A 20,309-nucleotide genomic window follows, 5' to 3' on the forward strand; every position below is an offset into this window, starting at 1 on the left:
GAATCTAGCACGCATGGATGCTGTATTGGCCGGGCGGTCAGATTTTCAGCCGGGTGGATCAGAAGGGAAGCCAGCCGACGCGGCCGTACCAGGCGCCGCCTGATGCGAGGTGGTCGGCGATGGCCCGCTCCAGCCGGGTGCGCCGGGGCAGGCCCGCGGGGTCGCCCGCGCGCTCGCCGTACACGAAGCCCAGCAGGTCGCCGTCGCCGAACCGCTCCAGCAGGCGGAAGCGCCGCTGGAAGGCGAGGATGTTGGAATCGGCCGGCAGGTACGCGGCCAGCTGGTCGTCCAGCAGCCACGACCCGCACGTCATCACCCTGACCTGCTCGCCGGGGAAGTGCCGCGGGAAGAACTCCCTGGCGAGCGCGAACGAGGCGTCGCAGGCGGCCGGCGTCATCGGCCCGAGGAAGTCGGGGATGTGCACCCCCAGCGAGGGCGACCCCGGCCCCGCCGGCATCCCCGCCGCCTGGACGGCCGCCCCGACGCCGGGGCTGAGCGTGTCGCGGTTGAACTGGAGCCGCCCCAGCGCGTAGAGGATGCCCCTGGTGTGCAGCATCAGCCAGAAGGGCGCGTGCAGCCCGCCCGTGCCGTGCCGCTTGCGGTGCACGGCCATGCAGCGGCCCAGGTCGGCCAGCGTCGCCCAGGACACCTCCGGCGCGATGCCGAGCTTCCGGTGGTAGGCCAGGGTGTGCGGCAGCGCGCCGAGGAAGACGTGCACGTAGAAGTACGGCCCCAGCCCGGGCAGCGGCTGGAAGAACGGCGGGCCGTCCAGGCGGCCCATCGTGGACACCAGCGAGCGCACGCACCGCTCGGCCAGCCACCACTGCCCGCTGCCCGGCTCCGGCCTGGAGGCCAGCACCGCGGCGAGGTCCTCGTGCGGCACCGTGAGGCGCAGCAGCTCCGTGACGGGGGCGGCGGGCAGGACGAGGTCGGGGCCGTCGGCGGACTCCAGGTGCGCGAGCCACTCCGGATGGGCGTGCAGCAGGGCCTTGACGTCCATCGGATCAGCTTAGCCGCCCCTGGTAAACGGCCCTGGCCTGCTGGAGCAGGGACATGTGGTCGCCGAACTGGTACGGGCTGGCCAGCCGGCCGTGCTGCCTGATCAGGTTCTCCAGGCCGTCCAGCCACTCCAGGCACCAGCGCACGTCCTCCTGCCTGGCGACCTGCCCGCCGTCCACGTCCACGTACACGGGGCTGGTCAGGGCGTAGCCGGTGGCGGTGAGGGTGCGCGGGTGCGGGTCGCACAGGACCTCGGCCACCACGTACGTGGGCGCGTCCACGCGCAGCTCGGCCGTCACGGTGAGCCGGTCCTCGCCCCTGCTCCAGTGGGCGGCGCTGGGAACGGGGTTGTACTCGGCGCCGTGAACGGCGCTGTACCCGGACCCGGCCCTGTGACCGTTGCCGGTGCCGTAGCCGTGGCCGTTGCGGTGGCCGTGGCGGTCGTCGGCGGGCAGCCGCTCGGCTCCGGCCCGCACGCCCTCCGCGGTGCGGATGCGCACGGCGGTCACCTCGGGGCCGATGGCGGTGGCGGTGACGCTGATGCGCTCGCCCTTCCCGGCGTGGAGCACGTGACCGGGGCCGTGGCCGTCGACCGACAGCTCCAGCCAGGGGCCGGTGGTGGCGAACGTGCGGCCCGCGCGCACGGCCGCGGCGAACGAGCGGGCGCTCAGCTCGCCCTCGACGCGGGCGTAGACGCGGGCCCAGCCGGGCGGGTTCGACTGGTTGTCGGAGCGGGTGAAGGAGATCATCGCGTCCGTGCCCGCCGTCACCGCCAGCCGGTTGCCCGCGCCGAGCAGCCGCCTGTAGACCGACGCCGTGGCCGGGATCGAGGCGTGGGTGAGCACGTCGAGGCTGTCCACGAGACCGAGGGCGGCGTCGGCGACCAGCTCCCTGGCGGCGCAGTTGCGCGGCACCGGCGAGACGATGCCCTTGGGCGGGTCGCCGTCGGCGATGGGCGTGCGGAAAGGGTGGCTGTAGCCGACGAGCGCTCCGAGGCCGCGCAGCTCGCGCAGCCCGTCGGCGTTCGGCGGCCAGTCGGCGTCGCCGTCGAAGCCGGTGTGGTAGCGGCCGGGGGCGGCGCGGGGGGCGAAGGCGTAGATGTGGCCGAGCAGGTCGTTGCGGTACTCGACGCCCATCCTGGCCACGTGGGTGGCGTCGGACCAGGGCAGGTCGCGGTCCGTCCAGTGCTCCAGCGCCTCCCGGTCGTACACGCGCCTGCCGGAGACGTTGCCCGCCAGCAGGTTGAGCACGTGCAGGTCCTCGCCGTGCTGGGCGGCGGCCGCGTCGGCGGGCACGGCGACCAGGTCGCCCGCCCAGTTGAGGTGCACGTGCAGGTCGCCGCCGTACCAGCCGCGGGCGGCGGCGTCGTACAGGCGCGCGGGGGTCAGCTCGACCAGGTGCTCGCCGCCGGGGCGCGGGACCAGCCGGGTCCTGGCCTCGTCGTGCTCCATGCCCCTGGCCGCCGTGACCGTCAGCTGCATGCAGGGCACCTCGACGCGGAGGTCGTCGCCGTGGAAGTACGGGCGGCCGTGGTAGTCGTAGCGGTGCGGGACGTCGGGCGGGAACCAGCCGCTGCCGTCGCTCGCCACGACGCTCCACCGGCAGGGCACGCCTGCCACCAGGCGCAGCGTGGCGGACGGGATGGGCCGCAGCAGGGTGTCCAGGCGGACGCGCACGCCGTCGGCGATGATCATGCTCTCCTCGTCCACCTCGACCAGCCAGGCGCCGTGCGGGGGCAGCAGGCGCTGCGTCTCGTCCACGCTGACCAGGCAGGGCGTGTCCCGCCTGGAGTCGATGAGCAGCGACATCCGCTCCTCGCCGCGCCCGGGGAGCATCACGGCGAGCATCGGCCTGTCCGCGGACTGGGGCCCGGACGGGGGCTCGGACGAAGGCTCGGGCAGGGGCCCGTCCGCCGGGAGCGGCCCGCAGAGCGGTGCCGCGGCGCCGCCGTCGTCGGCCGTGCGCGCGCCGCCCGGCAGCACCATGAACGGCTTGTCCCTGGCCCGGCGCCTGCCGCGGCGGTCCGCCGCGGGCGGCTCAGAGGGCAGCAGCACCGTGCGCGGGGCGCCTTCGAGCGCGACGGTGTCCGGCTCTATCCGCACGGCGACGAGGTGCCCGGGCAGCTCGCCGTCCAGGGTGTCGCGCAGCACGCGGTCGTAGTCGGGCTCGGCCAGCCTGGCGGCCAGCTGGTCCCGCGGCTCGTCGGGATGGCTCTCGGCCACCGCTTCGAGGACGAGCTGCCAGAACCGGTCGAACAACGTGGGCGGCAGCACCCTGCGCCTGGCGAAGAACTTCACGTAATGGATCTCCGGTTCGCCCCAGGTGATCCCGTGTTCGCCCAGGAGGCGCCCGTACTCCTCCAGCGCCTCCGTCACCCTGCCGGGCAGCATCGATTCCGCACCCATATGAGCCCTCCCCATCGGTTGCGCGACATCGTGACATGCATCACGCAGCCGCCCGGTTCGGCTACCTCCGCGGAGAGGGGGTTTTCTCATCCCCGGGGGATGTATCTCCACCCGGGGAGTACCGATGCAGCTCCGATGTCGGGCTCTACGGGGCCATAACTCAGGTCAAAGCCTCTTGAACACGGACAGAATTTTTTCCGCAGCGAGGGCCGGCGTCAGCTCTCCCGACAGCACCTCGCGCTCGACCTCACCGCTGATCGCCGCCACCTCCGGGTCGCCGCGCAGCTCCGCCAGGAGCCGGTCCTGGACGAGCGTCCACGTCCAGCGCACCTGCTGGCGGCGGCGCCTGGCCGGCAGGTCGATCGTGTCCTGGTGGGACAGCACGCGCCGCCAGAGCTCCTCCAGCCCGGCGCCGCTGAGCCCGCTGCAGGTGAGCACGGGAGGCGGGGTCGTGTCGGAGCGGAGCAGGCGCAGCGCGCCCGACAGCTCGCGCGCCGCCTTCCTGGCCGGCAGCTCGTACTCGCCGTCGGCCTTGTTGACGGCGATGACGTCGGCGAGCTCCAGCACGCCCTTCTTGATGCCCTGGAGCTGGTCGCCGGTGCGGGCCAGGGTGAGCAGCAGGAACGTGTCCACCATGTCGGCCACCGCGGTCTCCGACTGCCCCACGCCGACGGTCTCCACCAGCACCACGTCGAACCCGGCCGCCTCCACCACGACCATGGCCTCCCTGGTGGCCTTGGTGACGCCGCCGAGCGTGCCGGAGGTCGGCGAGGGGCGGATGAACGCCGCCGGGTCCGCCGCCAGCCTGGACATGCGGGTCTTGTCGCCGAGGATGCTGCCGCCCGTCCTGGTGGAGGACGGGTCCACGGCCAGCACGGCCACCTGGTGTCCCGCGGCCGTCAGCCGGGTGCCGAGCGCGTCGATGAACGTGGACTTGCCCACCCCCGGCACCCCCGACACGCCGACCCTGCGGGCCCGCCCGGACAGCGGCGTGAGCTCGACGAGGAGCCGCTGCGCGAGCGCGTTGTGGTCGGGCCTGGTCGACTCGACCAGCGTGATCGCGCGGGCGATCCAGGTACGGGAGCCCGCCCGCACACCCCGGGCGTAGTCCTCCAGCGAGTGCACCCCACCAACCCCTTTCTTCGCAGTTGATCAGCCTAACTTCTGACAAGTCTTGACTTTTGCCAGTAGGGTGCTCGATGTTCTTGTCTCAGCCGTCACAGGAGTCACTCCCCTCATGCCCAACGTCGAACCCCTGCGCGAGGGCGACCCGGCAGCGGTGGGGCCCTACCGGCTGGTCGGGCGGCTCGGCGCGGGCGGCCACGGTGTCGTCTACCTCGGCCAGGCACGCAACGGAACCCCGGTCGCCGTCAAGGTGCTGCGCGAGGGGCTGGCCGTGGGCGAACGCCTGGTCAAGGACATCGCCGCCGCGCGCAACGTCGAGCCGTTCTGCCTCGCGCAGGTGCTCGACGCCTCGACCAGCGGCAGGCCGTACATCGTGTCCGAGTACGTGGACGGGCCCTCGCTGCAGCAGGCGGGCCGGCGCGGCGCGGCGGAGCTGCAGCGGCTCGCCGTGGCGACCGCGACCGCGCTCGACGCGATCCACCAGGCCGGCGTCGTCCACGGCGACCTCACCCCGGCCAACGTCCTGCTCGGGCCCGACGGGGCGCGGGTGGTCGACTTCGGCATCGCCGCGGCGCTGAGCTCGGGCATGAAGGCGACCAGCAACATCGTGGGCACGCCCGCCTACATGGCGCCCGAGCAGCTCGCGGGGCGGCCCGTCGGGGCCGAGGCCGACGTGTTCTCGTGGGCGTCCGTGCTCGTGTTCGCGGCGACAGGCGTGCCGCCGTTCGGGGACGACTCGCTGCCCGCGGTGATCAACCGCATCCTGCGCGAGGAGCCGGTGCTCGGGGAGCTGGGACGGCCGCTGCGCGAGGTCGTGACGGCCTGCCTGGCCAAGGATCCGGCGGCCCGGCCGTCGATGCGCGACGTCCTGCTCCGCCTGACGGCCCCGTCCCGGCAGACCGCCACGCCGTACGCCGCTCCTGAGCCGTCCCGCGTCCCGGAGCCGCCCGCGCCCTCCGACCCGCGCGACGCCTGGCAGGACACCGTCGACCATCCCCCGGTCCGGCCCCCGGCCGCCGACCCGAGGGACGCCCTGCGCAGGCGCGGCCCCACCCAGCCACCCACCCAGCCGCACATGCACGGCCAGGTCCAGGCTCCCGAGCAGGCGCACGGCCCGGCGCAGCACCGTGGCCCGCGGCCCGAGCACGGCCGCTCTCATGCCGATCCCGCCGTCACGCACGAGGGTCCCGGCCCGGCGACCTCGCCGCTGCAGGCGCTGTTCGACCTCTCCTCGCAGGTCGAGCAGCCGCCCGCCGCGCCGGGCTCCCACCCGTCCCCGGCGCGGGAGCCGTTCGGCGGCGCGGCGGCGTCCCAGGCCACGGCGGCGTTCGCAGCCCCGGGCGTCTCGGACCGCAGGGGGCCGCTGGGCGCTCCGGTGGCGTTCGACGACCCTCCGGCGGCGCAGTACCCGCCCGCGGGCGGGCCGCACGGGGACGGACCGTACGGGGACGAACCGCACGGAGACGGGCCGTACGGGAATGAGCCGCACGGGAACGGGCCGTACGGGAACGAGCCGCATGGGAACGGGACGCCGGCGCCGCAGCCGAAGCGGCGCAGGGGGCGCCGGGTGAAGAAGGTGATGATCGCGGGTGTCTCCGCCGTGTCCGTGTGCGCGCTGGGCGCCGCCATCGTCTGGCTCACCCCCACCACCCCCACTCCCAAGACCAAGAACGTCGCCGTGACCAGCGGCGCTCCCACCACGTCCGCCGCCACCCCGGCTCCCAGGCGCACCCGCACGACCAGGCCGACCCCGCAGACGGACGGCACCCCCAGCACGGTCCCGAGCGACGGCCAGGCCGTCTCCGGCACCCCGACGGCCGCCGCGGACCGGCTCAGGGTGATGTACGTCCGCCCCGGCGGCACCATGTCCGGCGAGTGCTGGGCGGGCGGCGAGGTGACGCTCCAGGCGCTGGTACGCCGCACGGGGGCCCCGGTGACGTTCACCTACACCTGGCTCATCGACGGCGCCACCGCGGGCCGCGCGACGGCGACCATCGCCGAGAACGGCCAGCGTTACCTGACCGCGCCGAGCACCCTCACGAGCAGCGGCGGCACCCACACCGTCACCCTGCGCATCACCGCCCCCGTCACCGCCAAGCGGACGATCTCCGTCACCATGTGCGGCGAGGAAGCGGCCTACTGACGGGCTCGCAAGCGGCACGGACGGCATCGCGGGCGCCGCAGACAACATCGCGGGCGCCGCAGACGCCGGGGAGCGCCGTCCCGTCAGCGCCGCCGCCGGCCCCGGAGCGCCGTTGACGGGCTCCGGGGCAGCGGGCTCACGTGCGGTCGCGGAGCTGCTCCAGCAGGTCCAGGGCGGCGTCCGCGATCACGGTCCCCGGCGGGAAGATCGCGGCGGCGCCCGCGGCCCGCAGCTCGTCGTGATCGCCGGGCGGGATGACGCCGCCCACCACGATCATGATGTCGGCGGCGTCCAGCTCGGCCAGGGCCTCGCGCAGCGCGGGCACCAGCGTGAGGTGCCCGGCGGCCAGCGACGAGACGCCCACGATGTGCACGTCCGCCTCGACCGCCTGCCTGGCGACCTCCTCGGGCGTCTGGAACAGCGGGCCGACGTCCACGTCGAACCCCAGGTCGGCGAAGGCCGTGGCGATCACCTTCTGGCCGCGGTCGTGACCGTCCTGCCCCATCTTGGCCACCAGGATGCGCGGCCGGCGGCCCTCGGCCCGCTCGAAGCCGGCGCAGGCCGCGCGGACCCGTTCGATGTTGCCGGCTGATCCGGACTCGTCCCGGTACACGCCGGTTATGGTACGCACCTGCTCGGCGTGCCGGCCGAACACCCGTTCCAGCGCGTCGGAGATCTCCCCGACCGTGGCCTTGGCGCGGGCGGCGTCCACGGCCAGCTTGAGCAGGTTGTGCTCCAGGCCGGGGGCGGGGTGGCCGGCGGCCTTGGTGAGCGCGTCGAGGGCGTGCCGCACGGCCTCGGGATCGCGCTCGGCGCGCAGGCGGGCCAGCTTGTCGAGCTGCTGGGCGCGTACGGCGCTGTTGTCGACCTTGAGCACCTCGATGTCCTCGTCGGCGTTCGCGCGGTACTTGTTCACGCCGATCACCGGCTGGCGGCCGGAGTCGATGCGGGCCTGCGTGCGCGCGGCGGCCTCCTCGATGCGCAGCTTGGGCAGCCCCGCCTCGATGGCCTTGGCCATGCCGCCGGCGGCCTCGACCTCCTGGATGTGCTCCCAGGCTCGCTCGGCCAGGTCGTGGGTGAGCCGCTCGACGTAGTACGAGCCGCCCCACGGGTCGATCACGTGCGTGGTGCCCGACTCCTGCTGGAGGAGGAGCTGGGTGTTGCGGGCGATGCGCGCGGAGAAGTCGGTGGGCAGGGCCAGCGCCTCGTCCAGGGCGTTGGTGTGCAGCGACTGGGTGTGGCCCTGGGTGGCGGCCATGGCCTCGACACACGTGCGGGCGACGTTGTTGAACACGTCCTGCGCGGTCAGCGACCAGCCGGAGGTCTGGCTGTGCGTGCGCAGGCTCAGCGACTTCGGGTTCCCGGCGCCGAACCCGGAGACGAGCTTGGCCCACAGCAGCCGGGCGGCGCGGAGCTTGGCGACCTCCATGAAGAAGTTCATGCCGATGCACCAGAAGAACGACAGGCGCGGCGCGAACCGGTCGACGTCCATGCCGGCCGCGACCCCGGCCCGCAGGTACTCGACCCCGTCGGCGAGCGTGTAGGCCAGCTCCAGGTCGCAGGTCGCCCCGGCTTCCTGGATGTGGTAGCCGGAGATGCTGATGGAGTTGAACTTCGGCATCTTCTCGCTGGTGTAGGCGAAGATGTCCGAGATGATGCGCATCGACGGCGCGGGCGGGTAGATGTAGGTGTTGCGGACCATGAACTCCTTGAGGATGTCGTTCTGGATGGTCCCGGAGAGCTGCTCCGGCGCGACACCCTGCTCCTCGGCCGCCACGATGTACAGCGCGAGGACCGGCAGCACCGCCCCGTTCATGGTCATGGACACCGACATGCGGTCCAGCGGGATGCCGTCGAAGAGCTGCCGCATGTCGTAGATCGAGTCGATCGCCACCCCGGCCATGCCCACGTCGCCGGCCACGCGCGGGTGGTCGGAGTCGTAGCCCCGGTGCGTGGCCAGGTCGAACGCCACCGACAGGCCCTTCTGCCCGGCGGCCAGGTTGCGCCGGTAGAAGGCGTTGGAGTCCTCGGCCGTGGAGAATCCCGCGTACTGGCGGATGGTCCAGGGCTGGTTGACGTACATGGTGGGGTACGGGCCGCGCAGGTAGGGCGCGGCGCCGGGGTACGTGCGCAGGAAGTCGAGGCCCCGCAGGTCGGCGGCGGTGTAGAGGGGCTTGACCGCGATGCCCTCGGGCGTCTCCCACGGCTCGCCCCGCGGCTCCGGAGCCGGTGCCGCCCGCTCCGGCAGGGGGTCGAGCGGGATGCCGGAGAAGTCCGGGATCATCGGGTCACCTCCAGGTCGTCGAACGTCTCGCGGAGCACGGCCAGCACGTCGCAACCGGCGTGCAGGTTGTCGTCCACGCCCTCGTAGCGTCCCTTCCCCGCCAGCCAGACCTTTCTCGCGCCCGCCCTGCGCAGGGCGGCGGCCACGGCGGTGGCGTGCTGGGCGTACAGCTTGTCGCTGGAGCACAGGCAGGCGACGGTGGCGCCGCTGACGGCGAACGCGGTCGCGATCTGCTCGGGGTCCGTGCCGGGGCCGGCCGTCTCGGTGGCCAGGCCGCCGGCCTGGAACAGGTTCGCGGCGAACGCGGCCCTGGCCGTGTGGGCGGCGAGGGGGCCGATGGTGGCCAGGAACACCGTAGGGCGCTCGGGCTGCGCGTCGGCCAGGTCGCGCAGCCGCTCGAACGGCTCCGCGTACCGCACGGCCCCTTCGTCGGCCCCGGGCGCCGCGAGGCCGGTCCGGGACGGGACCGCCTTGCGGCGGCGGACGGGCTTCTCGTTGATGTCGGGGTACTCGCTCACGCCCGTGATCGGCAGGCGGCGGTGGGCGATGTCGTCGGCGCGGCGGGCGCGCGTGGCGGCGATCCGCCCTGACACCAGCTCGGCGGAGGCCGTGATGCCTCCGGCCGCCTCGATCTCCTGGAAGAACGCCCACGCGGCCGCCGCCAGGTCGGCGGTGCGGCGCTCGACGTACCAGGAGCCGCCCGCCGGGTCGATCACCCGGCCGAGCCCCGACTCCTCCAGCAGCAGCGACTGCGTGTTGCGGGCGATGCGGCGGGAGAAGTCGTCCGGCAGCCCGAGGCACGCGTCGAACGGCTGCACGGTGACGGCCTCCGCCCCGCCCACCCCGGCGGCGAAGCAGGCCACGGTGGTGCGCAGCATGTTCACCCAGGGGTCGCGGGAGGTCATCATGGCCGAGCCGGTGACGGCGTGCTGCCGCTGGCCTCCCGCCTCGGGGGCGCCGCAGGCCTCGGCGACCCTGGCCCACAGGCGGCGCGCGGCCCGCAGCTTGGCGATGGTGGCGAACTGGTCGGCGGTGGCGGCGTACCGGAACTCGAGCTGCCCCAGCGCCTGCTCCACCGACAGCCCGCCGCCGGTGAGGGCCCGCAGCTCGGCGACGCCCCTGGCGATCGAGCAGGCCAGTTCCTCGGCGTCGCTGCCGCCCGCGTCGTGGTACGGCGTCGCGTCCACCATGACGGCCCGCAGCCCCGGGTACTCGGCGGCGCAGCGCAGCGCCAGCTCGACCCCGTCGCCCCCGGAGACCGCGGAGGCCCCCAGATTGCCGCTCAGCGCGGAGCTGCGGGTGGCGGCCAGGCCGAACAGGACCTCGGCGGCCTCGCGGGTCCGATCCCCCGCCTCCAGCACGATCGGCGCCAGGTCGAGGTAGACGTCCTTCAGCACCGCGCCCAGCTCGCCCACCGGGATGGCGCCGTCACCGACGACCAGCCACAACGACGTGACACCGTTCTCCAGATCGGCCATCACGGCCTCCGGGTCGGCCACCGCGTGCCGCTGCCGGACGTCCCACCCGGCGACGGCGCGGGCCCCGCGCACGTAGGGGGCGACGCCCGGCGGGCCGGGATCGCCCGGCAGGTCGTCCGCGTCGTACAGCGGCGCGATGGTCACCCCGTCGTAGGTCTGCCTCGACAGCGCCTCCTCAGGCGAGCCGGCCTCGACCCCCGACTTGCGCAGGACCTCCGCCGCCAGCGCGCGCCAGTCGTCTCGTGAGATGGACGCGAACCCCGCTGCCAGTTCCATGTTCGGATAGTAGGCGGAACGGCCACGCGCCAGTAACCCCGGGGGTCGCCCGCCATGATCCGGGCGGGATCCCCCCGTGAACGGCACGGGAGCCACCCGGGATCCCCCGTGAACGGCCCGGAATCCCCCGGGAGCCGCCCGGGAGCCGCACTGCTCAGCCGGGTGGCGCCTCCCAGGCCAGCCGCCAGGTGACCGGCCCCACGATCCCGTCGGCGGCCACGCCCTGCTCCCGCTGGAACCGCACGCACACCTCGCGCGACTCGGCCCCGTACGCCCCGTCCGCGGCCAGGTCGAAGCCGCGCTCGCGCATCCGCGCCTGCCAGGTGCGCACGTCCTGGCCCCGCATGACCGGCGGGTACTTCAGCAACCGCCCGGGGAACGGCGGCGCGCCCGGCTCCGGGGTGCCGTCGCCGCCGCCGGGCCGGGGCGCCCCGCGCCTGACCCAGGAGTGGAGGGGCTCGCCGGGGCAGTCGGTGGCGTAGCCGTCGCGGTGCCCCTTGATCTCCTTGCCGGCGCGCCCGTGGTCGCGCACGTACTGGACGGCGTCGAGGATGCCGTGCAGGACCCCGTCGGGCGGCTGGAGCAGCCCCGAGTCGCCGACCAGCCCGAGCACGGCGTAGTGACCGGCGTTGAGCCCCGGCCCGTTGGCGGCGGGCAGGTGGTACAGGCCGCGCCCCTCGAACACCTTCCGGTGCGGGCAGGCCACGAAGGTGTAGCCGATGTCGATCCAGCCGTTGCCGTCCATGTGGTAGCCCTGGATCGACCGCACCAGGGCCACGCACCGGCTGTGGTCGGAGACGATCGCCGGATCCACCCTGCCGCCGGTGTAGTGGACTTTGACTCCCTTGGTGGAGTCGAGCTGTGTGTAGTCGCCGCGCGGCGCACGCGCGTTCCAGTCACGCCGTAACACCAGGTCGATGGCCACGGTGATCTCCGAGTCTCGCTATGGGGACGACCGAGCGTAACGCGGGGGACGCGCACCGGTCATGGAGATCGGGGATTTCGGTTACGGTCTGATCACCCGCTGCTCGGTCACGATCGCGCTGATCAGGTCGTGCGGGGTCACGTCGAACGCCGGGTTGGAGGCCTGTGTCCCCTCCGGGGCGACGCGCACGCCCCTGACGGTCACGATCTCGCCGGGGCCGCGGTCCTCGATCTCGATGTGCTCGCCCGAGGGGGTGCCCTGGTCGATGGTGGACTCGGGCGCGACGACCACGAACGGCACCCCGGCCCGCTCCGCCCCGAGCGCCAGCGCGTACGAGCCGATCTTGTTGGCGGTGTCGCCGTTGGCGGCGATGCGGTCGGCGCCGATGAGCACCGCGTCCACCCCGCCCTTGGCCAGCAGGTACGGCCCGGCGGAGTCGGCGATGAGCCGGTGCGGCGCGCCCATCCTGGCCAGCTCCCAGGTGGTGAGCCTGGCGCCCTGGAGCAGCGGCCGGGTCTCCAGGGCGAGCACCTCGGCCAGGCGACCGCGCTCGTGCAGGGTCTGCACGACGCCGAGGGCGGTGCCGCGTTCGACGGCGGCCAGGCCGCCGGTGTTGCACACGGTCATGATCCGCAGGCGGTCGCCTTCGAGCAGGTCCGCGCCGCGCTCGCCCATGGCGCGGCAGGCGGCGATGTCGTCGTCGCGCACCTTCAGCGCCGCCGCCAGCACCGCCTCGCGGCCTCCGTTCAGGTGGGCGGCGGCCCGGTCGACGCCCCACGCGAGGTTGACGGCCGTGGGGCGGGCGGCGCGCAGCGCGGCGATCCGGCCGGGGTCGCCGTCGGCCAGCACGACGCCGAGCGCCCCCGCCACGCCGAGCGCGGGCGCGCCGCGCACGGCCAGCCGCTGGATGGCCTCGATGAGCTCGCCGACGGTGTGGATGCGCAACGTCACCAGCTTGTCGGGGAGCAGGGTCTGGTCCACGAGCTCGACGGCGCCGTCGACCCAGTCGATGGTCCTCACGGGCAAACGCTAACTCACCTCAGCGTTCGGCGAGGACGATGACCGAGTCCCGTCTGCCCAGCACGATGGGCTCGGACTTGTCGGGGTTGAGCACGATGCCGTAGTGCGGCGGGTCGTTGCGGGCCGTGGCGTTGCGATAGCCGATGGCGGTCTCGCCCCTGCGCCGCGCCGACTCCACGACGGTGGCGAACGACACCCGCGTGCCGGTCTTGACGTAGTCGCCGGCGGGCCGGGGGTAGATCTCCGAGCCCTGAGAGTCGAAGAGGTAGGCGAACACGTCCGCGAGGTGGCGGTTCTCGGCGAGCTGGGCCAGGAGCAGGCCGATGACGGTGTCGCTGATCACGATGTCGTCGGCCTCGGTGACCTCGGCCAGGGCGCGGTTGTTCTCGTCGTGCATCTCGCTGACGATCGAGTAGTGCTCGCCGAGCGTGCTCTGCATGTCACGTAGCTGCAGCAGCGTCATGAGGGTGCGCGTGTCGGCGTGGTGCGGGTCGAAGCGGTCGTCGGAGAGCACGATGACGTGCTGGAAGAGGCCGACGCCGAGCGATTCCAGGGCGAACCTGTCGGTGGTGTCGCAGTCCTTGACGTTCACGGTGAGGTTGCGCAGGCCCGCGAGGTTCGTGCCGGCCTTGGGGTGGTCGGCGGCGACCTCCAGGACGGAGCCGGGGGCCACGTAGCCGTCGAGGTAGCGGATGATCTGCTCGGCGCGGCCGTTCCAGTTGAGCAGGAGCGTGCGCTCGGGCTCGGTGGGCGCCGTGCCGGTGGTGACGATGGCGGCCTCGTCGATGGCCGGCATGCCGGCGGCCAGGCGGACGTGGGAGTCGTCGTGGGCGATGACGATGACCTCGTCGTCGGCGTTGATGACGGTGTCCGCGGGCGGGTTCAGCACGACGCCGGAGGGCCGGCGCAGGCCGATGGCGGAGGCGGTCTGGTAGGCGTGCAGCGCCTCGCCGTAGGTGACGCCGACGAGCTTCTTCGGGGTGCGCAGGTAGATCTCGCCGCCGTCGAAGTTCAGCAGGTCCATGCAGACGACCGACATGCCGGACTGGCGGGAGGACTGCACGATGAGCCGGGAGGCGGTGTCGTCGGAGTCGACCAGGTGCACGTCGGGGCCGCCGGCCAGGCGGGCGGCGGCGGCGTTGCGGCTGGAGGTGAGGCCGGCCACCACCGGCGGGTGGGCGCCGCGGCGCTTGGCCAGGGCGAGCAGGATCTTGATGACGTGGGCGTCGGGGTCGTCGCCCTCGGGCGAGAGCACGACGACGGAGCGGGCCGCGGCCAGGTTCATCAGCGCGAGGTCGCGCGGCTCGGTGGGGCGGCCGGTGCGGCAGACGATGCGGGTCCTGCCGAGGTCGCCGACGTGCTCGCGGACAGCCTCCTCCATCTCGAGCTTGTCACGTTCGGCGAGTACGGCGATCACCGAGCCCTTCTGGCTGGCGTGCGCCTTGACCAGCTCGGCGACGATCGTGAACACCTGGTCCGACCAGCCGAGGATCACCGTGTGCCCGGACTCCACGATCCGCGAACGCCCCCTGCGCAGCCGGTCCACCTTCTGCTTGAGGCCGTTGGAGAGCAGGCCGACGAGCATGCTGACGATGAACAGGCCGCCGAGCGAGCAGACGAACATCACCGTCATGTACGCCAGCGAGCCCTTGTCGCTGGCCACCTTGCCGGGGGTCAGGGCGTGCATGAGAGCGATCCAGAGCACCTCGCCCGCGTGACCCACGCCCTCGGGCTCGCCGGGCGCCAGCCACATCGTGAGCACCGCGACGACCACGATCAGCCCGACCGACACCACAGCGAGCCAGCCGATCAGCGACGCCGTGCCCCTGGACATGGTGTTGTCGAACCAGTACCGCGCCCGCTCGCGGAACGTGATCTTCGACACTTCCCCGATACCTCCGAGTAAGGAGTGATTTGGCCCGAAGACACGGTACCGGGCGATCTTGGCTTCCGCATGACGACGGGCAACCTCCCAGACCCCCGCAAATCACGCCACTCCCCGATAAACCCGAAACATACCGGTACCGTCCCGGCCGGGGCGGTACGTGCGCGGTGCCCGGGCGAGGCGCTCCCCCACCCGGTACGCTGAGGACGAAACTCACCGGATCCCCAGCCAAAACCCTTCGACATCCGGCCCAGAGACGGAGATCATCAACGGTATGTCTGTGATCAGGGAGGTGCCGTTCCCCAGCTCCGAGTCCGCTGAGCTCCCGATGAACATCTGGATCGACGACGCCGACTCGGCCATCGACGTCATCGACGCGCTGGCGCTGTCGCCGTTCGCGACGGGCGCGCAGCCGTGGTCGCGCCTGGCCAACCTGGAGCGCGTGCGCCCGGAGGCCACGCTCACCCCCGCCGGCGGGCAGGTGCTGCGCACCGCGCGGGTCGAGGACGGCTCGGAGTCGCGGCTGATCAGCGGCGACGGCTGGACCCTGCGGGTCATCCGGCACCGCAACCGCACCGCGACGGTGAGCGTCACGGCGGTCAACGAGGACCTGGCCAAGACCGTGCTGGCGGAGAGCATCGAGGGCGCCGAGGAGCCCGTGCCCGAAGCCGACCACGTCGAGATGGGCTTCTGGTGGCGGGGCATGCACGGCGGCACCCGCTCGGAGAAGCCGATCACGGCGCAGCCCTGGGGCGAGATCAGCGCCAACTACTCGGCCAAGGTCCGCCCGGCGCTCGACCGGCTCATGTCGATCACCCCGGCCGACGTCAACGGCCGGCTCATCCTCCTGCACGGGCAGCCCGGCACCGGCAAGACCACGCTGCTGCGCTCGCTGGCCAAGCAGTGGCACGAGTGGTGCCAGGTCGACTGCGTGCTCGACCCCGAGCGGCTGTTCAACGAGCCGGGCTACCTCATGGAGGTGGCGGTCGGCTACGACACCGACGAGGAGGCGCAGCGCTGGCGCCTGCTGGTCCTGGAAGACTGCGACGAGCTGATCAGCTCGGGTGCCAAGGCGCAGGCGGGGCAGGGGCTCTCGCGCCTGCTCAACCTGACCGACGGGCTGCTCGGGCAGGGCCGCGACGTCCTGGTGGCGATCACCACCAACGAGGACCTGGCCCGCCTCCACCCCGCCGTCGTCCGTCCCGGCCGCTGCCTGGCGCAGGTCGAGGTGGGGCCGCTGAGCAAGGAGGAGGCCGCCGCCTGGCTGGGGTCCTCCGAGGGGGTCGGGCCGTCGGGGGCGACGCTGGCGCAGCTGTACGCGCTGCGCTCCGGCCGCGACATCACCCCGGTGCCGGGCGACGAGTCCACCGGCCTGTACCTCTGATCCTCGTCCCCACCCGCGTGTTGCGGGAGTGGGGACGAGCACGTCAGCGGGCCCCGCGGGCCGTCACATCAGGTAGGTGTGCAGCCTGCGGGCCTCCCGGACGAAGTTGTTCGAGGCGCGGCGCCGCGCGATCTCGGCGACGCAGGCCACCGCCCCACGCGCCTGCGCCCACCGCGCGGCCCGCAGGGCGAACGTGAGCCCCTGAGCGTGCCGGGAGTGCGGCCGCTCCCCCTGCCCCGGCAGGTACACGGCCAGGAACCCCGTCATGATCCGCCACACCTCCCGGTGGGCGCCGAGCGCCGCCGCGCTCTCCAGCGTCTCGAACACCGGCCCCGGCTTGAGGTCCGACCGGCGGACCAGCAGCGCGAGCTGCCGCCCCACCTCCTCGGCGGCCAGCGCGCCCCGGGCGGCCAGCTCCACGAGGGGCCTGGCGCGCTCCCCGGGGTCGGCGCACCAGGCCCGGTCGGCCGCGAAGTACGCCTGCACGAGCGCGCCCGCCTCGCCCATCGGCCCGTCCGCCAGCGCGAGCGCCCACGCCTGGGCGGGCTCGGCGCGGGCCCGCAGCCACCGCTCGGTCAGGTGCGGCACGAGGTGCGCCGCGACGGCCTCCCGGTCGGACGGCATCAGGTAGGGCCACCAGCGCATGTAACCGTCGTGCTCCTTCAACCGGTGCTCCACGGCCCCGACCGGCAGCTCCCCGACCGGCACGGGCTCCGCGATGCGCTCGCGTCCCGGCAGCCGGGCGGCCGGCGCCGTCAGACGCTCGCCGCCCAGAAGCTCGCCGCCCGGAAGCTCGCCGCCCGGAAGCTCGCCGTCAGGCGGCGCTGTCACGTGGAGGTGCGCCGTCAGCTCGTGGAGCACCGCTCCCGTCGCGACCGGCTCGTGGTCCTCGCCGTACACCCGCCTGTCACCGCACCCGGGCGTGCCCGCCGGCGGGTGGTACCACCAGGCGATCTCCGCGACCGGCTCGGGCCGCTCGCCGCTCATCCAGCGTGCCGCCGCCCGGCCCGCCGCCGAGGTGAGCCGCCCGGCCCGCGCCACCACCTCGGGCGCGGTCCCGCGCGGCAGCCTCAGCAGCGCCTGGCGCAGGTCGGCGGGCAGGGCCCCGGCGCCCGCCCGCTCGTATCCCGCCAGCCGCTCCACCAGCACCGCGCCGTCCAGGTGGCCGGTCGTCGAGGTGGGCTCGGCCAGCAGGTACGGCGGCAGCGTCCCGGCCTCGATCGCCGTACACACCTCGGCCCAGCGCCGCAGCAGGAACAGGTGCGGACCCGGCACGTCACCGGCCTCGGGCAGCCGAGAACCCCCCGCCGCGAGCACCCCGCCACCCGGCGCCTCGCTCCTCGCGAGCACCCCGCCACCGGGCGCCTCGCCTCTCGCGGGCGCCGTGCCACCGGAGTCACCGGCTGCCGCCAGCACCAGCCGCGCGATCTCCCACGCCCAGTGCCAGACCGCCTGCCACCGCCCCGCCGGCGGCGCCACGCCCGGCATCAGCCCGCGCAGCCGGGCGGCCAGCCCGTCGCGATCGCTCGCGTGGAGCCGCACCACCCCGGCCAGCCACAGCTCGGCGGCCTCCCACCGGCCGCCGTCGGGCAGCCCTTCCAGATCCCCCGCCACCACCACAGGCGAGGGGAACGCGGCAGCGGAGGCCGGCGGCGGCAGCGGCACCGGCGCGAACCCGTCGGCTTCGCGCGGATCGCCGGCGGCCTCTCCGCCGAGCACCGAGGCCAGCGTCTCGCCCAGCTCCTGCGGCAGCACGCCGGCCGCCTCCCGGACGGCCCGCGCCCCCGCCTCGCCGAACCGCTTGGCGTGCTTGACCGCCAGCCGCACCGCCCGCCCCTGCACGTCGGCGGACTCGCAGGCGAACGCGTACCCCAGGGCGGGCGCCAGCGGCTCCAGCTCGGCCGCCGGATCGCGGGCGACCTCGTCGAGCCAGGTGAGCCCGGCCGTCAGCAGCTTGCGCTCGCCGCGCGACAGCAGCGCCCGCACCGCCTCGGTCACGTCGCCGGGGTCGAGGTCCTCCAGCCGCCGCAGGTGCCTGAGCATCGGCTCGGCCACGGCGCCGGGCGCGACGGGCAGCAGCCGCAGGTAGTCGTTGCGCCGCTTGCTCACCTCGTCGTAGGTGGGTTCGAGCAGCTCGTGCAACCGTACGAAGAAGCGCAGGTCGGCGGCCTGCCCGCCGCGCAGGAAGCGCCGCAGGCACCCGTCGAGCAGCACCTCGCGCCCGATCCGGCCCTCGCGCTGCAGCTTCCTGAGCGCGGCCAGCCAGCTCCTGGGGGCGGGCGGGTCGGCGCGTTCGTCGCGCAGCAGGGCGCCGACGCCCTCCGCCTCGAACAGCCGGGGCAGGAGGTGGTCGAGCAGCGGGTCCGCGCGCAGCTCGGCCGCGATGGGCGTGCCGGTGGCCCAGGCCACCACGAGCGGGTCGTGCTGGGGCGGCGTGGCGCCGCTGCGCCGCAGCATGGCCAGCACCAGCCCGGCCATGGGGTCGCGGGCGGCGCGGCGGCGCGGGGTGTCGCGGAGCCTGAGCGTGGCGCGGGCGGCGAAGTCGGCCTGCCAGGCCGCCGGGCGGGCCGAGAGCACGCGTTCGAGGACGTCTGCGGTGCGGCGGTCCCACGGCCAGCGGTCCTGGAGGTCGCGGCGGTTGAGCCAGGCGACGACGGCCGCGGCTCCGCCGATGGCCGCCGCGCCCGCCACCCGCAGCGGGGCCGCCCAGCTCTCGTCGCCGGAGACCAGCCAGAGGTGCCGGGGGACCTCCCACTGCCGGCGCTCGTGGTCGTGAACGGTGCGGCCGGCGCGTTCCTCGGCGCGTACGTGCTCGCGCCAGGCGGCCTCGGCCTCGCGGGCGCGCCTGGTCTCGTACTCGTGCCGGCGGGCCTGCGCGCGTTCCTCCGCCACGGGGATGTACGCGGGCAGGGCGGCGGCCACCTCCCGGCGGGCGCGCTCGTCGAGCGCCAGCACCCGGTCGGCCACCAGGTCGAGGTCCCCGGTGCCGAGCGCGGCCACCACCGGCTCCCACACCCCCGTCCCGCCGGCCGGCGTCTGCGGCGTCACGGTGTGGCCTCCACCGCCAGCCGGACGGCGATCCTGGCCGAGAGCACGTGCTTGCACGGCCCGCGCGACCCCCGGTGGTCGAACCACCACGGGCACGTGCAGGTCCCGTCGCCGACGGCCACCCGCCGGACGCCGCCGCCCGTGGTGACCTCGGCCTGCCCGTCGGGCAGCAGGCGGACGGCGCCGGCCTCGACGAGCTTCCTGGCCGAGATCAGACGCGGATTGAGCTCGGCCACCTGGTCCTTGTCGTAGGGCAGCTCGCGGTGGAAGTGGGCGGCCTCGTGCAGGTCGTACCCGACCCTGCCGGAGGTGCCGAGCTGGGTGAGCGCCGCGCGTACGCGCTCGACGGGCAGGCCGGAGCGGTCGGCGAGCAGCCCGAGCTCGACGGTGGGCTCGAAGTTGAGCAGCATGCCGACCACGTCGGCGTCGGCCCCGGCCTCGTCGGTGGCCAGGTCGTCGAGCACCTGGCCCTCACCGGAGAAGCCGCGCGACGGCTGGGGCGAGACGGCCAGCGTGTAGCGCATGCCGGGCAGCTCCAGCTCCCACGCGCTCGCGGTGGACGAGCCGTCGGCCGGGCCGTAGACCCGCAGCGCCTTGGCGAACCTGAGCAGCGGCAACAGCGTCGCCACCCGCCCGGTGCCCGGCAGGCACACGCCGCCGCGCGCCGCGGCCGAGGACAGCCGCAGGTCGCGACCGGCGGGCACGGCCCAGAGGGTGGAGCGGGCCCCCTTGGGCAGGGAGCGCAGGAAGCGTACGGCCTGCGGCCCGGCCAGCTCGGCCCGCAGGTCCCACCCGGCGGCCATCACCTGCACCTCGGCGAACCCGCGCAGCCACCGCGACGGCAGCGGCACCTTCTTCTCCACCACCGCCCCGTCGAGCGTCGTGACGGTCAGCTCGTCGGCCCCGACGCCCACGTGCAGCGGGTCCTTGCCGCCGACCCTGGCCAGCGCCTCGCGCAGCGGCCCGTTGACGTCGACGTTGGTGGTGCCCCGGTCGAGCACGTCGCCGTCGAGGGCGAGCACGTCGAGCCGGGCGTAGACGCCGCCGCAGGCGGAGAACGACTCGAACCTGAGCCGCTCGCCGTCGCACGTCACGACCGGGTCGCGGGTCCATCCGGGCCGGGGCTGGTGGTAGCGGGTGAGCGCCACGTCGGCCACGGCCAGCAGCCCGGCGGCGGCCGGGGCGGCGTGGGTGAGCAGCCCGCTGAAGAACCGGGGATGGGCCCGCGGGCCGGACAACGCCGTGCCACCGGACGTCGAGAGGCCGAGCCTGCCGTCGGCCAGCACGGACGGCCCGGTGTAGGTGTATGCCTGTACCGCTGATGTCATGCCCCGAAC

Annotated in this window: 12 protein-coding genes; 2 read left to right on the top strand and 10 right to left on the bottom strand. The window is 74.2% G+C overall.

Features of this window, described 5'->3' with window-relative positions:
• Nucleotides 1–58 precede the first annotated feature (58 nt).
• The 3 genes from HD597_RS30740 to meaB all read right to left on the bottom strand — a co-directional run bounded on the left by HD597_RS30740 (nucleotide 59) and on the right by meaB (nucleotide 4,529).
• Nucleotides 59–1,000, bottom strand: coding sequence for an acyltransferase domain-containing protein (locus HD597_RS30740; RefSeq protein WP_253746492.1), 942 nt, complete (start codon nucleotides 998–1,000; stop codon nucleotides 59–61).
• A 4-nt stretch (nucleotides 1,001–1,004) separates the two neighbouring features.
• Nucleotides 1,005–3,404 (bottom strand): CehA/McbA family metallohydrolase, encoded by a 2,400-nt coding sequence (locus HD597_RS30745; RefSeq protein WP_253746495.1) that lies wholly within the window; start codon nucleotides 3,402–3,404, stop codon nucleotides 1,005–1,007.
• Nucleotides 3,405–3,569: 165 nt separating this feature from the next.
• Nucleotides 3,570–4,529: a methylmalonyl Co-A mutase-associated GTPase MeaB gene (gene meaB / locus HD597_RS30750; RefSeq protein ID WP_253746496.1), complete on the bottom strand. Its 960-nt coding sequence runs from the start codon at nucleotides 4,527–4,529 to the stop codon at nucleotides 3,570–3,572.
• Nucleotides 4,530–4,641: 112 nt separating this feature from the next.
• On the opposite strand from meaB, the gene HD597_RS30755 reads away from it, so the two are divergent.
• Entirely contained in the window at nucleotides 4,642–6,672 is a 2,031-nt protein-coding gene (locus HD597_RS30755; RefSeq protein WP_253746498.1) for a serine/threonine protein kinase, read from the top strand.
• 136 nt (nucleotides 6,673–6,808) lie between these two features.
• Here the strand turns inward: HD597_RS30755 and scpA are convergent, their stop codons facing one another.
• From scpA to HD597_RS30780, 5 genes are all read right to left on the bottom strand, one after another.
• Entirely contained in the window at nucleotides 6,809–8,956 is a 2,148-nt protein-coding gene (gene scpA, locus HD597_RS30760; protein ID WP_253746500.1) for a methylmalonyl-CoA mutase, read from the bottom strand.
• Entirely contained in the window at nucleotides 8,953–10,710 is a 1,758-nt protein-coding gene (locus tag HD597_RS30765; protein ID WP_253746502.1) for a methylmalonyl-CoA mutase subunit beta, read from the bottom strand. The genes scpA and HD597_RS30765 overlap by 4 nt, the downstream gene beginning before the upstream one ends.
• Nucleotides 10,711–10,864: 154 nt before the next feature.
• Nucleotides 10,865–11,635: a peptidoglycan recognition protein family protein gene (locus tag HD597_RS30770; protein ID WP_253746503.1), complete on the bottom strand. Its 771-nt coding sequence runs from the start codon at nucleotides 11,633–11,635 to the stop codon at nucleotides 10,865–10,867.
• Between the two features lie 81 nt (nucleotides 11,636–11,716).
• Entirely contained in the window at nucleotides 11,717–12,655 is a 939-nt protein-coding gene (gene mtnA, locus HD597_RS30775; protein WP_253746504.1) for an S-methyl-5-thioribose-1-phosphate isomerase, read from the bottom strand.
• Nucleotides 12,656–12,674: 19 nt separating this feature from the next.
• Nucleotides 12,675–14,540, bottom strand: coding sequence for a CASTOR/POLLUX-related putative ion channel (locus HD597_RS30780; RefSeq protein WP_253746505.1), 1,866 nt, complete (start codon nucleotides 14,538–14,540; stop codon nucleotides 12,675–12,677).
• Nucleotides 14,541–14,814: 274 nt separating this feature from the next.
• Here HD597_RS30780 and HD597_RS30785 point away from each other — a divergent pair, with 274 nt between their 5' ends.
• A complete protein-coding gene (locus HD597_RS30785) occupies nucleotides 14,815–15,924 on the top strand; it encodes a DUF5925 domain-containing protein (RefSeq protein ID WP_253746506.1) in 1,110 nt (369 codons plus the stop codon).
• A 63-nt stretch (nucleotides 15,925–15,987) separates the two neighbouring features.
• Here HD597_RS30785 and HD597_RS30790 read toward each other — a convergent pair whose 3' ends face one another.
• Nucleotides 15,988–18,972 (bottom strand): DUF6493 family protein, encoded by a 2,985-nt coding sequence (locus tag HD597_RS30790; protein WP_253746511.1) that lies wholly within the window; start codon nucleotides 18,970–18,972, stop codon nucleotides 15,988–15,990.
• The gene (locus tag HD597_RS30795) at nucleotides 18,969–20,300 is read right to left on the bottom strand and encodes an SWIM zinc finger family protein (protein WP_253746513.1); all 1,332 of its coding nucleotides are present in this window, start codon (nucleotides 20,298–20,300) and stop codon (nucleotides 18,969–18,971) included. The genes HD597_RS30790 and HD597_RS30795 overlap by 4 nt, the downstream gene beginning before the upstream one ends.
• Between the last annotated feature and the right edge of the window lie 9 nt (nucleotides 20,301–20,309).

Origin of the sequence: Nonomuraea thailandensis (genome assembly GCF_024172165.1) — a bacterium.
Taxonomy (GTDB): Bacteria; Actinomycetota; Actinomycetes; order Streptosporangiales; family Streptosporangiaceae; genus Nonomuraea; species Nonomuraea thailandensis.

What these genes read in the sequence shown, in the direction of transcription:
- HD597_RS30740 (WP_253746492.1), bottom strand. Translation starts at nt 1,000, where the DNA reads ATGGACGTCAAGGCCCTGCTGCACGCCCATCCGGAGTGGCTCGCGCAC.
- HD597_RS30745 (WP_253746495.1), bottom strand. Translation starts at nt 3,404, where the DNA reads ATGGGTGCGGAATCGATGCTGCCCGGCAGGGTGACGGAGGCGCTGGAG.
- HD597_RS30755 (WP_253746498.1), top strand. Translation starts at nt 4,642, where the DNA reads ATGCCCAACGTCGAACCCCTGCGCGAGGGCGACCCGGCAGCGGTGGGG.
- scpA (WP_253746500.1), bottom strand. Translation starts at nt 8,956, where the DNA reads ATGATCCCGGACTTCTCCGGCATCCCGCTCGACCCCCTGCCGGAGCGG.
- HD597_RS30765 (WP_253746502.1), bottom strand. Translation starts at nt 10,710, where the DNA reads ATGGAACTGGCAGCGGGGTTCGCGTCCATCTCACGAGACGACTGGCGC.
- HD597_RS30785 (WP_253746506.1), top strand. Translation starts at nt 14,815, where the DNA reads ATGTCTGTGATCAGGGAGGTGCCGTTCCCCAGCTCCGAGTCCGCTGAG.
- HD597_RS30795 (WP_253746513.1), bottom strand. Translation starts at nt 20,300, where the DNA reads ATGACATCAGCGGTACAGGCATACACCTACACCGGGCCGTCCGTGCTG.